A 16,844-nucleotide genomic window follows, 5' to 3' on the forward strand; every position below is an offset into this window, starting at 1 on the left:
GAATAGACTGCGGATGAGGACTGTCAAGGAGGGGGCTCACATGAAAAGACCCATCATTGGGATTCTGACCTGGCGGAGGGGGCACACGTTTGCCGAGCCCCGCTACTTCCGCCAACTGATCCGGGCAGGGCGGCGGTTGGGATGCACCGTCTTTCTCTTTTCGCCCCGGGACGTGCATGCGGCCAGGCGTGAGGTAAACGGGTTTGTGCCGAACGGAAGAGGGGGCTGGTCGGAAAGCAGTTTCCCATGGCCGGATGTGGTGATCGATCGCTATCGCTACTCCCCGACGGAGGCATTCAGGCAGTATGCCGCATTTCGTAGGAAGAAGCTGTTCCGCTATGCCAACAACCGCCTCGCCAACAAGTGGAAGGTGCACCGCCTGCTCATGCGGGATGAACGCATGCACCGCTGGCTCCCCGAATCCCGGCGGTATGATGCCGATCAGCTGCGCAGGATGGCTGCCCGCTATCCCGTCCTCTATGTCAAACCCGTCAACGGAACGGGAGGGCGGGGCATCCTCCGCATCGAACGAAACCAGGACGGCTATCTCCTGTTGGGGCGCGACCGCGAGCGGGCGAAACGCGCGGTTCGACTCCGGCGGTTGACGGCGCTCACCCGACACGTCGACCGCTGGGTAAACAAAGGCTTTTTCATGATCCAGCAGGGACTTCGGCTACAGCTGATCCCCCAGCGGGCGGTCGATATGCGCCTCCTGATCCAGAAGGACGAGACCGGGCAGTGGCAGATCACCGGCCACGGCATTCGGATCGGCGGAGAGCGCAGCGCCACTTCCAACCTGCATGGGGGAGGACGGGCCGCAGATTCCGGGCGTTTTTTGCAAGCCCGCTTCGGCGCGGAGAAAACGCAGGCCATTCTGGCGGAATGCGAGGCCCTTGCCTTTCAGACGGCGGAAACGGTGGAACATCACTTCGGCCGCATGCTGGAACTCGGGCTTGATATCGGCATCGATGAGGATGGGCGCGTCTGGTTGATCGAGATAAACCCGAAGCCGGGGCGGGAGATATTGAAAGAATTGGGCAAAACGCAGCAGTACCGCCGGGCGATTCAACGCCCCCTGCAATATGCGATGCATGTCGCCCGTGCGAAATCGGAGGTATGAGAAAGGCGCCGTTCAAGCGGCGCCCTAGCGTGCAGACAAAGTCCTTTTTTGCATGGCTAATGGTTCCTGCTCGCTCTCTTGACGACCCGCGAGGAAGTTGGCCGTGTCCGCTCCGAAACGCGACGCGGGCAGGGGGCTCAACATCTGGGTGTTCCAGGGATGTGAGACTATCGCCCCCTGTGGCCCCGCGTCTTTGTTTCTCCGCTGAGTCGGTCGTCAAAGGAGCTCGCTTGGCCCCATTACTCCATACCTTCAACAGAAGTTTGTCACCAGTCTGAGGCGCCGTTCAAGCGGCGCCCTTTTTCGTCTTATGAAAGCGGGGGAGGAACCCGATGTTTGGCGGCCTTTTCGAAGGGGTACGCGATGCGGATCAGAGGAGGTTCTGAAACGCAAAAAACCGGTTCCCTCTCCGGAAACCGGCTGTTCGGCCATATGCATGTGTGAATCAGCTGCGGGAGGCTGCCAGTTCCATCGCTTCCCGTTCCCGCTGTTCTGCCACGTAGCGGTTGCGCGGATGCTCTTCGCATTCCTTGGAGCAGGAACGCTTATGCTTCGGTTCACATTCCACGCAGACGATATGCTGCAGATTGCATTCCGGATTGGCGCAGTTGACGTAGCGGTCTTCCGGTTTGCCGCAGTGGTAGCACTTCCCGACGATGACGTTTTCCACCTGATTGATCGGGACGGAAATGCGCTCGTCAAACACGTAGCACTTGCCGTCAAACAGCTGCCCTTTCACTTCCGGGTCTTTTCCGTAGGTGACGATCCCGCCGTCCAGCTGGTACACTTCCTTGAAGCCCTCGCGCAGCAGGATGCCGGAGAGAACTTCGCAGCGGATGCCGCCCGTGCAGTAGGTGAGCACTTTTTTATCCTTGTACTGGCTGAAGTTCTTGCGGATCCACTCCGGGAACTCCCGGGAAGCGTCGACGTCCGGACGAATCGCGCCGCGGAAATGGCCGATGTCATACTCGTAGCCGTTGCGGCCGTCGAGAATCACCACGTCGTCGCGCTGCATCATCTCATACCATTCCTTCGGCTTGAGATGTTTGCCGGTTAGCTTGTTCGGATCCACTTTTTCCTGCAGGCGCCACGTGACAAGCTCCGGCTTGTGCCGGACGAACATCTTCTTGAACGCATGGCCATCCGCTTCATCGATTTTGATCGGCATATCGGCAAAACGGGGATCCTGCCGCAGATGGGCGATATAGGCATCCGTCTGCGCAACGGTGCCGGAGACGGTCCCGTTCAAGCCTTCCTCCGCGACGATGATGCGTCCTTTCAACCCCAGCTCCTTGCAGAACTGCAGGTGCGCGGCGGCGAATTCCGCCGGATTTTCTATCGGCACATATTTATAGTAGAGCAGTACGCGATACGCTTTTTGTTCTGCCATGAAGAACCACCTCTTATCGAGAAATGAGATTGCTGTATTATGGTCTCGGTTGGCAACCGTCATTTTGCCAAAAAGTATGCGGGGTTACTCGTTCCTCCTCCAGAACATCTATTCTACACGATTTAATGCCTATTTGTCTATGGTTCTATCTTCCACATAATTGAGACTGAATTCCTGTTTTCATTTTTCGATCTTTATGGTAATTAGCAGATCCGATCAAAAAATCAATATCTAGTAGTGATTTTGTCGAAAAATTTCTCAACACTCTATATATTGATCGATTCTAGCAAACTATGGTAAGTTTATCACAACGCTTTGTGCACCCAAACCGATCAACTTGGCTGCATCCGATTGAGTTCATTGATAGAAGGAGTGTCTCTATGAGTGCCATTACAACCATCAGTATCGTGAAGCGAAACGGGGAACGGGAGGAACTGCGCATCGACAAGCTGAAAAAAGTGATCGGGTACGCCTGCGCCAAATATCCGAAATGCGACCCGCTCGAGCTGGAGTTGGATTCCCAGCTGCAGTTTCGCGATGGGATGACCACCAAGGAAATTCAGCGGACGGTGATCCAGGTGGCGGTCGAGAAGACCAGCGTGGAAAATCCGGATTGGCAGTTTGTGGCCGCCCGCCTGTTGGCCTACGATCTGTACAAGGACGCGGCGATCAACCGTGGATATCGCGGCCATTACGGATACGGCGACTTCGTCTCCCTCGTGCATACCCTGACGGAAAAAGGGTTGTATGGCTCGTATCTCCTGGAAACCTACTCCGATGAAGAAATTGCCGAACTGGGCGCCTATATTAAGCCGGAGCGGGACGAGCTGTTCAACTATGCCGGTTTGCGCCTTCTTGCGGAGCGCTACCTGATTAAAGATCTGGACGGCGGCGTGATGGAACTGCCGCAGGAGCGCTTCATGGTGATCGCGATGCATCTTGCCTTGAAAGAGAAGGATCGCCTGAAGCATGCCAAGGACTTTTACGATGTGCTCTCCAAGCTGGAGATTACGGTTGCGACGCCGACGATGGCCAATGCCGGCACGCCGTTTCATCAGCTGTCCTCCTGCTTCATCGATACGGTGGACGATTCGCTGGTCGGCATCATGGGTACGGCAAACGCCACTTCCATGGTGTCCAAGTTCGGCGGCGGCGTCGGCATCTACCTGGGCAAAGTGCGCAGCCGGGGATCCTCCATTCGCGGCCATAAAGGCGCATCGGGCGGGGTGGTGCCGTGGACCAGGCTGTATAACCAGATCGCCATCAGCGTCGATCAGCTCGGGACACGGGCAGGGGCTTTCGCCATCTATCTGGATGTGTGGCATGCCGACATTCTCGACTTCCTCAATCTGAAAACGAACAACGGGGACGACCGGATGAAGGCGCACGACATCTTCCCGGGCGTCTGCATCCCCGATCTCTTTATGGAACGGGTGAAGGAACGGGGCATGTGGTATCTGTTCGATCCGCATGAAGTGCGCCAGGTGATGGGCTTCTCCCTGGAAGACAGCTACGGCGAGGAATTTAACAGGCGGTATGAGCTGTGCGTGAACGAACCCCGCCTCACGATCAAGACCGAGATTCCGGCCATCGAGATCATGAAGCGGATCATGGCCAGCGCCTTTGAAACGGGCACGCCGTTCATCTTCTTCCGCGATACCGTCAACCGGGCCAACCCGAACAAGCACGCAGGCATGATCTATTCGTCCAATCTCTGCACGGAGATCATGCAGAACATGAGTCCGACCATTTTCCTGAGCGAGGAGCTGGAGGACGGAGAGATCGTGACCCGCCAAAAGCCGGGGGACTTCGTGGTGTGCAACCTCTCGTCGCTCAATCTGGGACGCATCCAGTCGTACGAGGATATCGCCCGGATCGTGCCGATTCAGATGCGCATGCTTGACAATGTCATTGATCTCAACTACTATCCGGTGAAGCAGGCGCAGCAGACCAACAAGAAGTACCGGGCCGTGGGCCTTGGCACGAGCGGTTACCACCAATACCTGGCGCAGAAGGGCATCCGGTGGGAAAGCGAAGAGCATCTGAAAGTGGCGAACGAGCTGTACGAGGAGATCGCCTACCACACCATCAAGGCCTCCATGGAGCTGGCAAAGGAAAAAGGCCATTATCCGGTGTTTGAAGGCAGCGAATGGCAGACGGGCGAATACTTTGAGCGCCGGGGCTATACGGGCGAACGTTGGGAAGAGCTGCGCAAGCTGGTGGCGGAATACGGCATGCGCAATGCCTGGACATTCGCGGTTGCACCGACGGGAACAACCAGCCTGATCGCCGGTTCCACCGCTTCGATCGACCCGGTCTACGCCAAGTTTTTCATCGAGGAGAAGCGCAATGGCAACATTCCGCAGACGGCGCCCAATTTGAACGAGCAGACCTTCTTTTACTACAAGGAAGCGCACCACATCGATCAGCGCTGGTCGATCCGTGCCGCCGGCGCAAGACAGCGTCATATCGACCAGTCCCAATCGTTCAATCTGTATATCACGCCATCCATTACGGCGCCCGACTTCCTGAATCTCTATCTGGAAGCCTGGGAAAACGGGCTGAAAACGATCTACTATGTCCGCAACCAATCCGTGGACGTGGAGGATTGCGTAAGCTGCTCCGCGTAAGATTTTTGATACTGAGGTGTGTTTTGAAATGGAATTGCAAAAGAAACGCCTGTTTAACGAAAACGGCCAGCGCGGGACACAGCGCCTGATCGGCGGCAACACGACCAACCTGCGCGAATGGAACCGCATCAAATATCCGTGGGCGGCCAAGCTGTACCGCACCATGCTGAACAACTTCTGGATTCCGGAAGAGGTGCCGCTCGCCAGCGACGCCAAACAGTTTGACACCTTGTCTCCGGCGGAAAGGCGCGCGTTTGACAAAACGATCTCCTTCCTGAACTTTCTTGATTCCATGCAGTCGGAGAATCTGCCGAACATCTCCGACTACGTGACGGCCCCCGAGGTCTCGTCGCTGCTCAATATCCAGACCTTCCAGGAAGAGATTCACGCTCAGTCGTACAGCTACATTCTCGACTCGGTCTGCTCGCCGGCAACCCGGGACAGCATCTACGACGAGTGGCGCAATGACGAGCGTCAGCTTGCGCGCAACAAGTTCATCGCCGATCTGTATCAGCAGTTTGTCGACAGCCCGGATGACCGCAACTTCCTGCGGACCGTCATGGCCAACTACCTGCTTGAATCCCTGTATTTTTACTCCGGCTTTGCGTTCTTCTACACGCTGGCCCGCCAAGGCAAGATGACGGGAACGGCGACGCTGATCAAATACATCCAGCGCGATGAATTGACGCACGTCGTTCTCTTCCAGAACATGTTCCGCGAACTGCGGGCGGAGAACCCGGATCTGTTCACGTCCGACATGATCGAAGAGCTGCGCGAGATGATGCGCACGGCGGTCAATCATGAGACCCGCTGGGGACAATACGTGACCAACAACGAAATCCTCGGGCTGAACAACGAGATCATTGAACGCTATATCAAATATTTGTCCAATCAGCGCCTGAAAGCGCTCGATATCGAGATTCTCTATCCGGAGCAGGTGGAGCATCCGATGAAGTGGGTGGACAATTTCTCCAATCTGAACAGCACGAAAACCGATTTCTTCGAGCAGAAGGTGACCAACTACACCAAATCGAGCGGCCTGAACTTCGGCGATCTGTAAGCCGTGCCGCCGGTGAGCCGAGAGGAGATGCAACCATGAATCATACCAGCCAACGGACAACGGTTCCCGTCAGCGTGAAGCGGCTGCATCCGGACGCCGTCATCCCGCGCTACGCGAGAGCCCTGGATGCCGGATTCGACCTGGTCGCGATCGAGGATGTGCTGATCGCCCCCGGGGAAACGGCGAAAATCAGAACGGGCCTTGCGTTTGCGCTGCCTGAAGGCTATGAGCTGCAGGTGCGGCCGCGCTCCGGCATCAGCGCCAAAACAAAGCTGAGGGTCAGCAACGCGCCGGGCACCATCGATGCGGGGTACCGCGGCGAAGTCTGCATCCTGCTTGACAACATCCGCACCGAGAGCGGCGTGAAAGGCCAGGAGTGCCTGGACACAAGCGACCAACCGGTTTCCGTCGGGCAGACGGTTGACCGCCACGCCTATCTGATCCGGAAAGGGGAGCGCATCGCCCAAGGCGTGCTGGCTGCCGTTCCCCTTGCCCACTTCCGGGAGGTTGCCGAACTGGATGAAACCGAGCGCGGTGCAGGCGGATTTGGCAGCAGCGGCATTGCGTAAGCAGAGACTCAAATACACCCCGGATATCGGTTCGCCCCGGTAGCCGGGGTGTTGATCTGTTCCGGGGTGCCTTCCCATGGTACAATACAGAAAAAAACGGGAGGGGTTGGGAGAAAATGGGTGGCATCATTCGCTCGCTGAACGTGGCGACCCCACAGCCGGCCATCTTTCACGGTCGGGAAGTGATGACCGGCATCTATAAATCTCCTGTGGAGGGGCCGGTCTTTTTGGCCCGCGACAATTTTGAAGGCGACAGGCAGGCGGATTTGATCAATCACGGCGGCCCGGACAAGGCCGTCTGTGTCTATCCGGATGAGCATTACGCCTACTGGCAGCAGGAATTGCAGATGACGCTTCCACCCGGAACCTTCGGCGAGAACCTGACCGTCAGCGGCATAAGGGAGACGGAGGTTTGCATCGGGGATATTTATCAGTTGGGAGAGGCCGTGGTGCAGGTAAGCCAGCCCCGGCAGCCCTGCTACAAGCTGGCAGGCAAACTGGGCGTGGCAGACATGGTGGCTCGCGTGCAGTCCACGGGTTACACCGGCTACTATTTTCGCGTGCTGCAGGAGGGGCGTGTGAGCAAGGGAGATGCCCTGCGTCTGCTTGCGCGCGATACGCACGGCATTACCGTCATGTTTGCCAACCGGATCAAGTATCATGACCAGCAGAACCGGGATGCCATTCACCGGATTCTGGAGGTGGAGGCGTTGGCGGAGAGCTGGCGTCAAAGCTTCCGAAAGCGCCTGGCTGCGGCCGAATAAAAAAATGCACATTCCGCCGCAGGGGGAATGCGCCGCTTGCCAGATTCCTTTGATAAAGCGATACAAGGGAGGTTGGGGCCCGGGCTGACACCTGCAGGAGACCCCCGCCAGGCAAAGCGTTGACTGTCGACGAGCAGGTGGACGTTCGCCTGAGGCGGCGGGATGATTTTATTCCCCGCGCTGTCTGGAGCGGGTTTCCTCTTTGCCTGCGGTTGTCGAGCTTCGCGTTTGGGACGGGTTTTCCTTGCCACCCTGCTCGTTTTTGACGCCGTTTTGTTTGGACAATCTGCTCACCTCTGCTGTCAGATTGTGTAGGGAACAACCATAGTGTGCCCATTTGCCGAAAAGCTATTGCCCGATGGCCGCCAGCCCCCTATAATCATGTCAAACGTCGACTTGATGAGACAGAAGGAGGAGCGGAACCAAGATGTATCGCAAGGAGTTTTATGTCTTTGACAAAGATCGGCCGGTGAAAGCCACGATCCGCAATTACCGCAGGGAAGATTTCGCCGAATTGATCGATATCCAGCGGGAAAGCTTTCCGCCGCCCTTTCCTTCCGAGCTCTGGTGGAATGAGGAGCAGCTGACCAATCACGTCACCCTTTTTCCGGAAGGCGCGCTCTGCGTGGAGATCGATGGCAAACTGGTGGGCTCGATGACCGGTTTGCTGGTACGCTTCGATCCTGACCATGCCGACCATACGTGGGAAGAGATCACGGACGGCGGCTATATCCGCAATCATGATCCGAACGGCGATACCCTGTACGTCGTGGATATCTGCGTGCGCCCCCGTTATCGGACATACGGCTTGGGAAAATGGCTGATGCAGTCCATGTACGAAGTGGTGGTTCATAAAGGATTGACGCGCCTGCTTGGCGGCGGCAGAATGCCGGGATACGGGAAAGTTGCGCACGAGATGTCGGCCGAGCAGTATCTCGCCGAGGTGATCAAGGGGGAACGGAAGGATCCGGTGATTACCTTCCTGCTGCGCTGTGGCCGTACGCCGCTCAAAGTGGTGGCCAATTATCTGGAGGATGAAGAGTCCAAGCATTACGCTGCCTTGATGGAATGGAAAAATCCGTTTCTGAACGCGTAAGCCCATGTGCATGGCCGGCCGCATGGGCCAGAGACTCCTTCCCGGGAGGAATGGAATGAAACCGGTACCCCTTGCCAAACTGCTTATTCTGGCGGCGATCCTGGCCCAGCTGTTCTGGTTGAGCGGTTGGCTGCCTGATCACGCGTCCCAAGGATGCCAACTCGCGTCATTGGCGCTGCTGTTTCTCACCCTGTTCGTCCTGCGCAAGAAACGGCGCAGGACGCGCAAGAGACCCGTCAGCAAGGCATCCCAGGAGGAGGTGAGCAAATGAACGGAACCCTTCCGGAGGATGCAGCGCTTTCCGCTGTTGCAGACTGGCTCTCTGCGTCATCCAGCACGGTGGTGCTGACCGGGGCGGGGATGTCAACGGAAAGCGGACTGCCCGATTTCCGTTCCACCAGCGGGTGGTGGAAGCAGATCGATCCTCGCCGTGTCGCTTCGGTGGAAGCGCTTGAGCAGAACTATTCCCTCTTTGCCGAATTTTACCGGATGCGGCTTGAACGGCTGCACGATTGTCAGCCGCACCGGGGCCACCTGATTCTGGCCGAATGGGAGCGGCGGGGCATCGTGAGCGCGATCGTGACGCAAAACGTGGACGGGCTTCATCAACGGGCCGGAAGCAATCAGGTGGCTGAGCTGCACGGTTCGCTCTCCCGCATCCGCTGCCATGCTTGCGGAACCGGCGCCGCCGTGGAACGTTTCATGAACGGCGACCGGTGCGGCCGCTGCGGGGGGAAACTTCGTCCCGCGGTCGTCCTGTTCGGAGAAATGCTGCCTGAAGATGCATGGGAGCATGCCGTGCAGGCGATCAGTCGGGCAGAGCTTCTGCTGGTCATCGGAACGAGCCTGGAGGTTTATCCGGCCAGCCAGCTGCCGCTGATGACCCGAGGCCGCGTCGTGATGATCAATGCGGAGGAAACGGCGCTGGATCACCGTTTTGCCTTGACGATCCGCGGAAAAGCGGGGGAGACGCTGCAACAACTGGAACGTCTGCTGACTGGCAAAAACGAGGAAGACGGCTCGGAAAAATAGTCTGGACATCGTGTCCAGGCTGTTTTTTCTTGACCAGACATATTATGATTGTTGAGAAGGAACCTTTTGGAAATCTATTCCCTTTGGAAGCAAACGTCATGGAAAGGCTTCTTTCTGTACAGGCCGTTCATTTGAAGGAGGGTTTATGTTTTTCGCCAAGTTACGGAACATGTTGAAACGCGGTATGTTCAAGCCTGAATACGTGCCGACCGCATCTCTTCAGGCTCCGTTAAGCCAGGACGACCTCTATCGGTTAATTGCGGACAATACGAATGAAATCGTCCGGTTCGTGGACCAAAGCGGCATCATGCTGTATGTATCCCCTTCCCACGAGAGAATCCTGGGCCATCCTCCCGAATCCCTGGTCGGCCTTCCTTGTACAGAAAACCTGCATAAGGACGACTGGTCCAAAATCAGGAACTATCTGGCCTTGGCGAAATATAATCCGGAGCTTCCGCCGATTGAGTGCCGGCTGCAGCATCGCGACGGTTCCTGGGTGCTGTTTGAAGGCAGGGTGGTGTCGTTCTTCAACAACCGCATGCAGGAGGATAATTTCCTGTTCATCGCCCGGGAGATTACGGACCGCAAGCGGGCGGAGGAAGCGATGGCGGAAAGCGAGGCCAAATACCGGCTGATCGCGGAAAATTCATTGGATCTGATCCGCATCGTGGATCAGCATGATACGATCCTGTATGCATCCCCTTCCCATGAGACCGTGTTGGGGTATACGCCTGAGAGCCTGATCGGGACCAGGGGAGGGGCCAATCTGCACCCGGACGATTACGCGGCGGCCGAGCAGAATTTCATCAAGCTGCTGGAGACCAAGACACCCACGATCGACGAGCATCGGTACCGGCACAAAGACGGGCATTACGTTGATCTGGAAGTGCAGTGCATCCCGCTTCTCAGCGACTCCGGGGAGATCGACCGCGTCATTCTGGTGGGGCGCGACATCTCGGAAAGAAAGCGGACGGAAGAACTGCTCCGGGAAGCGGAAAAGCTGTCCGTGATCGGAGAGCTTGCTGCCGGCATCGCGCACGAAATCCGCAATCCGCTCACCTCCATCAAAGGCTTCATCCAGCTGTTGCGCGAGCAGTCGAGCGGCAACCAGCTGTACTACAGCATCACGCTGGATGAGCTGGAGCGGATCAATTTTATCGTCAGCGAACTGCTGATGCTGGCAAAGCCGCAGGTGAAAAATTACAAGCCCAAAAATGTATGTGAGATCATCGACAACGTGATCACGCTGCTCGATTCCCAGGCCATCATGAACAATGTCCAAATCACCACGCACTTTGAACCTGACCTTCCGCTGATCGTCTGCGAAGAAAACCATCTCAAGCAGGTGTTTATCAATGTGCTGAAAAACGGGATCGAGGCCATTCACCATGGCGGGCAGATTACCATTTCGGTCGTGAAGACAGACGGGGAAGAGTTGCTGATCACGTTTGTCGACAGCGGCTGCGGCATCCCGGAAGAGCTGGCGTGCAAACTGGGGGATCCCTTCTACACCACCAAGGACAAAGGCACCGGCCTAGGCCTGATGGTAAGCAAGAAAATCATTCAGGACCATAAGGGAAGGCTGGAGATCACCAGCAAGCTTCATGTAGGTACAACCGTGAAGATTTATCTGCCGATCGAACATCATCCGGAGTCGTAAGGGAGCATTCATCCAACAGGAGAACGGATTTCTCCTATCACCAATTTATGGTATAGTGAAAGATAATACATAAAAAATATTTTTAATGGAGGTTGGGCCATGGAGATGCGTTGGAGCCTTGACAAGCTATACACGTCGTTTGATTCGCCTGAATTCAAACGGGACTGGCAAAGGAACGAAGAGGAAACGGGAAGTCTCAAAGCCTGGGCCGCTTCCACGCTGAAGGATCACGGCGATGCGGTGTCCAAAATGGAAACGTATGTGACGAAGCTAACGGCATGCCTGCAGCTTCAGTACCGGATGATGAGCTACGCCCAATTGATCGTGAGCGTGGATGCCAAAAATCAACAGGCCTTGCAAATCATTGAACAGCTGGAGGAAAAAAGCGTCGAACTGGTGGAACCTTCCGTCCAGTTCCAGAAATGGATCGGGTCGCTCCCGGATCTGGATGCGGCCATCTCTTCCTCCGCGCTGCTGGAGGAGCATCGTTTCTTTCTCAAGGAGAATGCGGAAAAAAGCAAGCACCTGTTAAGCGACAAGGAAGAGGTGCTGCTGGCCAAAATGAAAAATACCGGCTCCAATGCATGGGCCAAACTGCAGGAACTGCTGACGTCCACGCTGCTGGTGGACATCACCCTGGACGGGGAAGAGAAGCAGCTGCCGCTGCCGGTGGTGCGCAATCTGGCATATGAAAAGGATCCGGTTGTCCGGAAGACCGCTTATGAAGCCGAGCTGCGCGCGTACAAGAAAATCGAGGAATCCTCCGCCGCCGCGCTCAATGGCATCAAGGGTGAGGTGATTACCGTCTCCAAATTGCGCGGGTACGAGTGGCCGCTGGATAAAACGCTGCAGGATTCCCGGATGGACAGGGAGAGCCTGGAGGCGATGCTTGCCGCCATGCGTGAAAGCCTGCCCGCCTTCCGCAAATACTACCGGAAAAAAGCCGAGCTGCTCGGCCACCAGAACGGACTGCCGTTCTACGATCTGTTCGCCCCGATGGGGGAAGTGAACATGCGCTTCACCTATCAAGAGGCCCGCGATTTTATCGTCAAGCATTTCGGCAGCTTCAGCGACAGGCTGGCCCGGTATGCGGCCAAAGCGTTTGACGAACGCTGGATTGACGCCGAGCCGCGCGAAGGCAAGCGGGGCGGGGCATTCTGCTACAACCTCCATCCCATCAAGGAAAGCCGGATTCTTGCCAATTTTACGGGCAGCTACAACGATGTGAGCACCTTGGCGCATGAACTGGGCCACGGGTATCACGGGGAATGTTTGAAGGATGAAGCATTCCTCAACAGCGATTACCCGATGCCCATCGCCGAGACCGCTTCCATTTTCTGCGAGACGATCATTGCCAAAGCGGCCATGAAAGATGCGTCGGACGAAGAAGTGTTCGCCATTTTGGAGAATGATATCTCCGGTTCCGGCCAGGTGATCGTCGATATTTACAGCCGGTATCTGTTTGAGACCGAGCTGTTCAAACGGCGTGAGAACGGTTCGGTTCCGGTCGAGGAACTGAAGGAGATCATGCTCTGGGCCCAGAAGGAAGCATACGGGGACGGGCTGGATCCCGACTACCTGCATCCCAACATGTGGACCTGCAAGCCGCACTATTATTACGCCGATTCCAACTTCTACAATTTCCCGTACGCTTTCGGTCTCCTGTTCGCCAAAGGCTTGTATGCCGTCTATCTGGAGCGCGGCGCCGCGTTCGTAGACCAATACGATCAGCTGCTGTCGGTTACCGGCAAGATGAACATCGCCGATGTAGCCAAAATCATGAATGTGGACGTTCATTCCATCGACTTCTGGAGAGGTTCGCTGCGCCTGATCGAAGAAGAGATCGAGACGTGGATTTCGCTGAAATAACCAGCCGATGGGAAACGCCCCGACGCGTCCGTTCGCGTGGGGCGTTCCTTTTTACCACAATTGATTCACCAATCGCTGATCAAACAGGTTCGTATCGATCGGACATGTTCGGGAATCCCGGCCGTACTGCCATCCGTAAACATTGCTGCTGCAGGGCGGTTTTGCGGGGCGGTAGGGTGGCGCGTTTTCCTCCCGGGATACGCCGGGTTCCGGCTTTGCGCTCCACAGGACGGTTTGGGATGCGACCCGGTTTTCCCGATTGACAGCGAGGCAGTAGGCCGCACTGAAGCCGCCTTCCACCGGATCACAGTATATCCCCGGCTTGTAGCCGCTTGGATAAAAGGTATCCACCCATCCGCGTATCCACGCCTCATCCACCGCAAAAAAGCGCTCCACATTGGCAAACAGGTAAACGCCTTTGGGAATGCGCAGGCGCAGCGCATGATAAATCGTGTTGCGGGCGGTCACTTGTCCGCGCGCATAACCTGTTGCATCGCGAAAGTTGCTGTAGATCGGCAGGATTTTGACGCCCTGCCGATGGAGAAGCCGGATTTCATCGCCGGTTATCCCTTCCGCCGCGTTCGGCACGGTGGTCAGATAGCGCCCCCAGACTTTCGGTTTGCCGTACTGCCGCAGCACGCAATCGTACAGCTCGCCGGTCACAGGGGCCGCAGAGTCCACACCCCACACATAAGCTGCCATCTTCTTGCTCCCCTTTTGTTGATGGGCATTCGCCGTTGGTTCACTATATGACCGACGGAAAGGATGCGTTCATGGCGCCGTATACGGGAAAAGCATCGAGGAAATGCTAAACAAAAAACTGAGGTGAGTGAAGGTGAATGGATTGCAGCTGGTCGACTTTCTGAAGGAGACGGAGAACAAAATGCTCCATTTGCATAAGGCGATTGACCGGGTCAGCAACGAGCCGGATTTCAAGGAATCGGTTTCGGTGCTGACGGAAGTGATCAAGGATTACCAGGGGCAGCTTGACAAGGTGAAGGAAGCGTTGAGCAACGTGAATTTCCAAAACAACAGCAGCCAGAATGCTAACCAGAAACAAAGCTAGCGCACAGGAGGAACCGTCCTCGCCAAGAGCGATGAAACGGTTCCCGGAGGCAAAAAAACAGCCGCCCTGCGACTTTGCAGGCGGCTGTTGCGCTACTTGTGCGCCAGGTAGCGTTTCACACCGTAGAACGGATACAGCTTGTTCATGTTTTCCACCTTTTCGAACCTGACGTTTTCGCCATTCGCATGGACGATCGTCCCGTTTCCGAGGTAGAGCGCCACATGGGTCACTCTTCCCGCTTTCGCGGTGTCATAGAACAGCAGGTCTCCGGGCAGCGCCTCTTCGTAGGCAACCTCCTGACCGGTGAGGAACTGTTCTTCGGACGTTCGCGGCAGCGTTACACCCAACTGCTGCATCACGTAGGAGGTAAAACCGCTGCAGTCAAAACCGTCCGGCGTGGTGCCGCCTGTCCGGTACTTCGTGCCGAGCAGGGGTTCGATCAGCTTGAACAGCCCTTCCGTTTCCGGAGCTGCCTGGGTCAGGGCGAAGCTCTTCGCGGCGGTGTCGGCGGCCGGGGAGACATAGGGGGTTGCCACATAGGCGGACTGGCCGTTTATTTTCACAAAAGTCCATTCCGGGCCGCTTTCGATCATTTCCAGCTTCGTGCCGTAGGAGACTTTGGTCAAGATGGGGCTCTCCGTCGAAGGATTCTGCCGCACATTGAGCAGCGGCACGTTCACCATGGCATACACGGGAGCGGCAGAAACCGTGACCGGCGTCTCCGGGGCATTGGGGATATCCGCAGGAACCGGCTGTGGGGTGCCGGGGACTTCCAGCGTTTGGCCGATCGCCAGCTTGTCCGACGGCAGCTGGTTCTGCTGCATCAGCGCCTCCGGAGTCGTATGGTACAGTCTGGCGATTCTGTATAAGGTATCTCCTTGGGCGACCGTATAGGTGTCGGCAAAGGCGCTGGTGGGAACGACAAAAAGAAACGTGAAGGAAAAAAGGAAAAAGGTTGCTTTTTTCATTACTTTTTTCATTGCAAGATCACCTGCGATTCTCCTGTTGTCGTGTCAGTTATACAAATTGTACCGGATTTGGACAGCGGAATCTATCAAAATTTGCTAGGACCGTTGCAGGATTTTTGTCCCCGACGCTTCGGGAAGAATGGAAGAAGCGAAGCGTGTATATCCCAGGCCCGGCTTTCGGGAGCGTTCATAATATGTTCAATCATCCGTCATCGTTCGGTCACAGATGGCCGGCCTCTTTCGATCGACCCGATTGTATAATAGAGAGGAAAATAGTGGGAAGGAAGGATGGCAGATGATGAAAAAATGGACGTTGCTTGCTGCATCCGCGCTTGCCGCATCGATGCTTTTAGCCGGCTGCTCCGGTGAGACCAAACCGGCCGACACGACGCAGTCTTCTGCGCCGGCTTCCGGTGAAAATGTCGTGAACGTCGAGGCGTCCAACTGGAAATTTAATCAGGACAGGTATGAAGTAAAGGCGGGACAGCCGGTTACCATCAACTTCACTTCCAAAGAAGGGGTGCACGGCCTGGTGGTAGACGGACTGGGGATCGAAATCCAGCAGAAGGGAAGCAAAACATTCACCCCGGATAAGCCGGGCGAATACAAGATGTACTGCTCCATTCCGTGCGGTCCGGATCACGGCAACATGACCGCCACGCTTGTTGTGAAATAAGAACCCAAACGCAGATCAAACGCAGATCCGCTCTGGATTTGCGTTTGATTTTTTTATAGGCCATCCCGATCACCAGCGGGGCTTTTTGCATGCGCTTGACGCCCATGGCGTTGACAAACAACAAACAAATACATAATATGTTTGTAAATAAATAAACATTAAAGGTGTGTGTTTGGATGAATGATTTGTCCGACCTGTTCTGGAACGCATCGGTCGAGGAACTGCAGAAAGGATATGTCTATCAGGAGGAATCCGACCAGTTTGTCTGTCTGGTGTGCGGCAAACATTTCGTCAAAGGGATGATTTACACCGATGAGGGGCTCCTGTATGAAGCGGAGAAATACGTGACGATCCACATCGGCAAAGAGCATGAGTCCATGTTTGCCTATCTGCTGCAGCTGGACAAGAGGATTACCGGTCTGACCGATCTGCAGAAGAAGCTGCTATGGTATTTCCATCAGGGATACAGCGACAAAGAGATCGTCAAGGAACTGGAGGGAGGCAGCACCTCAACCATCCGGCATCACCGGTTCACCCTGCGCGAGAAGGAGAAGCAGGCGAAGGTTTTTCTGGCGATCATGGGCTTGTTGGAGAAACAGCCTGTGCAGGCCCCTGCCTTCATCTCGATTCCCAAATCGGCGACGGTGCCGGATGAGCGGTTCGCCATCACGGAAGAGGAAAATGCGGAGATTCTGCAGGCCTATTTTCCGGATGGGCCGGACGGCCGGCTTTCCCACTTTCCCAAAAAGGAGAAGAAAAAAGCCGCGATTCTGCGCCATATCATCAAACGGTTTGAACCGCACCGGAAGTACACGGAAAAAGAGGTGAACCAGATCCTGAAAGGCGTCCATGAAGAAGAGTATGTCACCATCCGCCGGTACCTGATCGAGTATGGGCTGATGAGCCGATACGACGACTGCAGCTATTACTGGGTGAACGTGTAA

Annotated in this window: 16 protein-coding genes; 13 read left to right on the forward strand and 3 right to left on the reverse strand. The window is 56.0% G+C overall.

Going from position 1 to position 16,844, the window contains the following annotated elements; genetic code table 11:
* Positions 1-40 precede the first annotated feature (40 nt).
* Positions 41-1,120 (forward strand): YheC/YheD family endospore coat-associated protein, encoded by a 1,080-nt coding sequence (locus tag G3578_RS19485; protein WP_165215204.1) that lies wholly within the window; start codon positions 41-43, stop codon positions 1,118-1,120.
* Between the two features lie 445 nt (positions 1,121-1,565).
* Here the strand turns inward: G3578_RS19485 and trhO are convergent, their stop codons facing one another.
* The gene (gene trhO, locus G3578_RS19490; RefSeq protein WP_165215207.1) at positions 1,566-2,510 is read right to left on the reverse strand and encodes an oxygen-dependent tRNA uridine(34) hydroxylase TrhO; all 945 of its coding nucleotides are present in this window, start codon (positions 2,508-2,510) and stop codon (positions 1,566-1,568) included.
* Positions 2,511-2,890: 380 nt separating this feature from the next.
* Between trhO and G3578_RS19495 the strand changes: the two genes are divergently transcribed.
* The 9 genes from G3578_RS19495 to G3578_RS19535 all read left to right on the forward strand — a co-directional run bounded on the left by G3578_RS19495 (position 2,891) and on the right by G3578_RS19535 (position 13,190).
* The gene (locus tag G3578_RS19495) at positions 2,891-5,140 is read left to right on the forward strand and encodes a ribonucleoside-diphosphate reductase subunit alpha (RefSeq protein WP_165215209.1); all 2,250 of its coding nucleotides are present in this window, start codon (positions 2,891-2,893) and stop codon (positions 5,138-5,140) included.
* Positions 5,141-5,168: 28 nt separating this feature from the next.
* Positions 5,169-6,200 (forward strand): ribonucleotide-diphosphate reductase subunit beta, encoded by a 1,032-nt coding sequence (locus G3578_RS19500; protein ID WP_206529892.1) that lies wholly within the window; start codon positions 5,169-5,171, stop codon positions 6,198-6,200.
* A gap of 35 nt (positions 6,201-6,235) precedes the next feature.
* A complete protein-coding gene (dut, locus tag G3578_RS19505) occupies positions 6,236-6,769 on the forward strand; it encodes a dUTP diphosphatase (protein ID WP_165215212.1) in 534 nt (177 codons plus the stop codon).
* Between the two features lie 116 nt (positions 6,770-6,885).
* Positions 6,886-7,533, forward strand: a complete 648-nt coding sequence (locus tag G3578_RS19510) for an MOSC domain-containing protein (protein ID WP_165215214.1) — start codon at positions 6,886-6,888, stop codon at positions 7,531-7,533.
* Between the two features lie 427 nt (positions 7,534-7,960).
* Positions 7,961-8,629 (forward strand): GNAT family N-acetyltransferase, encoded by a 669-nt coding sequence (locus tag G3578_RS19515; protein ID WP_165215217.1) that lies wholly within the window; start codon positions 7,961-7,963, stop codon positions 8,627-8,629.
* A gap of 55 nt (positions 8,630-8,684) precedes the next feature.
* Positions 8,685-8,900: a hypothetical protein gene (locus tag G3578_RS19520; protein ID WP_165215220.1), complete on the forward strand. Its 216-nt coding sequence runs from the start codon at positions 8,685-8,687 to the stop codon at positions 8,898-8,900.
* On the forward strand, positions 8,897-9,661 hold the full coding sequence (locus tag G3578_RS19525; protein ID WP_165215222.1) for an SIR2 family NAD-dependent protein deacylase: 765 nt from the start codon (positions 8,897-8,899) through the stop codon (positions 9,659-9,661). Before G3578_RS19520 ends, G3578_RS19525 begins: the two co-directional genes overlap by 4 nt.
* A 145-nt stretch (positions 9,662-9,806) precedes the next feature.
* Complete coding sequence (locus G3578_RS19530) at positions 9,807-11,321, forward strand: PAS domain-containing sensor histidine kinase (protein WP_165215225.1); 1,515 nt, start codon at positions 9,807-9,809, stop codon at positions 11,319-11,321.
* 99 nt (positions 11,322-11,420) lie between these two features.
* Positions 11,421-13,190, forward strand: a complete 1,770-nt coding sequence (locus tag G3578_RS19535) for a M3 family oligoendopeptidase (protein WP_165215228.1) — start codon at positions 11,421-11,423, stop codon at positions 13,188-13,190.
* A gap of 51 nt (positions 13,191-13,241) precedes the next feature.
* On the opposite strand, the gene G3578_RS19540 is transcribed toward G3578_RS19535, so the two are convergent.
* Positions 13,242-13,892, reverse strand: a complete 651-nt coding sequence (locus G3578_RS19540) for a glycoside hydrolase domain-containing protein (protein WP_165215230.1) — start codon at positions 13,890-13,892, stop codon at positions 13,242-13,244.
* Positions 13,893-14,073: 181 nt separating this feature from the next.
* On the opposite strand from G3578_RS19540, the gene G3578_RS19545 reads away from it, so the two are divergent.
* Positions 14,074-14,256 carry a hypothetical protein gene (locus tag G3578_RS19545; RefSeq protein ID WP_165215272.1) on the forward strand — a complete coding sequence of 61 codons (183 nt, stop codon included), beginning with the start codon at positions 14,074-14,076 and terminating at the stop codon, positions 14,254-14,256.
* 92 nt (positions 14,257-14,348) lie between these two features.
* Here the strand turns inward: G3578_RS19545 and G3578_RS19550 are convergent, their stop codons facing one another.
* Positions 14,349-15,236 carry a C40 family peptidase gene (locus G3578_RS19550; protein ID WP_165215233.1) on the reverse strand — a complete coding sequence of 296 codons (888 nt, stop codon included), beginning with the start codon at positions 15,234-15,236 and terminating at the stop codon, positions 14,349-14,351.
* Between the two features lie 286 nt (positions 15,237-15,522).
* Between G3578_RS19550 and G3578_RS19555 the strand changes: the two genes are divergently transcribed.
* Positions 15,523-15,900 carry a cupredoxin domain-containing protein gene (locus tag G3578_RS19555; protein WP_241254725.1) on the forward strand — a complete coding sequence of 126 codons (378 nt, stop codon included), beginning with the start codon at positions 15,523-15,525 and terminating at the stop codon, positions 15,898-15,900.
* Between the two features lie 176 nt (positions 15,901-16,076).
* The gene (locus tag G3578_RS19560; protein ID WP_165215238.1) at positions 16,077-16,844 is read left to right on the forward strand and encodes a DUF2087 domain-containing protein; all 768 of its coding nucleotides are present in this window, start codon (positions 16,077-16,079) and stop codon (positions 16,842-16,844) included.

The sequence above is a fragment of the Brevibacillus sp. SYP-B805 genome (assembly GCF_011059135.1).
In the GTDB taxonomy this organism is placed as follows: Bacteria; Bacillota; Bacilli; order Brevibacillales; family Brevibacillaceae; genus Brevibacillus_F.